The organism is Peteryoungia rhizophila (genome assembly GCF_004912145.1).
GTDB lineage: Bacteria > Pseudomonadota > Alphaproteobacteria > Rhizobiales > Rhizobiaceae > Allorhizobium > Allorhizobium rhizophilum.
The window spans coordinates 1-1,118 of record NZ_STGT01000017.1; the positions used below are offsets into that span (position 1 = coordinate 1).

The window sequence follows — 1,118 nt, forward strand, 5'->3', positions numbered from 1 at the left end:
TCCGTCGCGCTGTTCTTGTCATGCGCAACAGGTGCCTTCAGCTCGAACTTGTAGGAGCCGTCGGCATTGATCGTCCAGACAGCGGCTGTCTGGCCGGAATCCTTGCCCGTCGCCGTGAAGGTCGTCGCACCACCAGGGCCCTGTACACCAGCGCTCCACTCGATGCCCTCAACCTTGGCGAAGCCACCCTGCGAGTAGATCACCTTGAAGCCGGCATCGAAGATCGAAACCTTCGACACACCATCGGCGCCTGCCGAGAACAGCGAACCTTTGTCACCTTCGGCAATGCTGACATTGGCAACACCATCATCTGGCGTGTTGTTGCCAGCAAAGAGCGCCTGAGCTTCATCATCCAGCACCGTCGAGGCAAACTCGACAGAGGCAATCGGGGTCGGCGTGTCGTCGTTGACCAGAACCTTCAGCCAGCCGCTCGACGTGTCGTTGTCGCCGTCCGTGACCGTGAAGCGGATCGAAAGCGTCTCGTCCTCCTCGATACCGGGGAAAGCGAAGCCATGCGCAACAGGCGCCATCATCGTCAGCTTGTAGGAGCCATCGGCACGGATCTCGAGAACAGCTCCGGTCACAGCTCCGCCAGCGCTGACTGCACTAAACGTCGTCACCCCGTTGGCACCGGGAACACCAGCACCCCACGAAACGGTCGTGGTCTGGGCAAAGCCGTTCGCATCCTTGTAGATGACGTCGAACGAACCGCTGACCGAGACCGACTTCACACCGTCAGCACCGGCTGCAAACAAGGCGCCGGCACTACCCGTGGCCATCTTGTAGTTCTGGCTAACGTCGCCACCCAGGTCAGCACCAGGGTTCGTCGGGATGAACAGCGTCTGGGCTTCGTCGTCCAGAACCGTCCTCTCGATCACCAGGCCCTTGGCATCTGGCGTATCGTCGTTGACGCGAACCTGAAGCTGGCCAGTCGCCGTATCGCCATCACCGTCCGTGACCGTGAAGTTGATCGAAAGCGTCTCGTTCTCTTCCGTCTTGCCCGGCTGGTCATGCACAACTGGCGCATTCAGCGTCAGCTTGTAGGAGCCATCGGCACCGATCTCCAGAACCGCTCCGGTCACCGCACCACCAGCACTCTTGGCGGTGAACGTCGTCAC

Annotated in this window: 1 protein-coding gene; it reads right to left on the reverse strand. The window is 60.6% G+C overall.

Going from position 1 to position 1,118, the window contains the following annotated elements; translation table 11 throughout:
• A partial coding sequence (locus tag E9677_RS25350) for a hypothetical protein (protein WP_168801349.1) occupies positions 1-1,118 on the reverse strand: 1,118 nt, incomplete at both ends.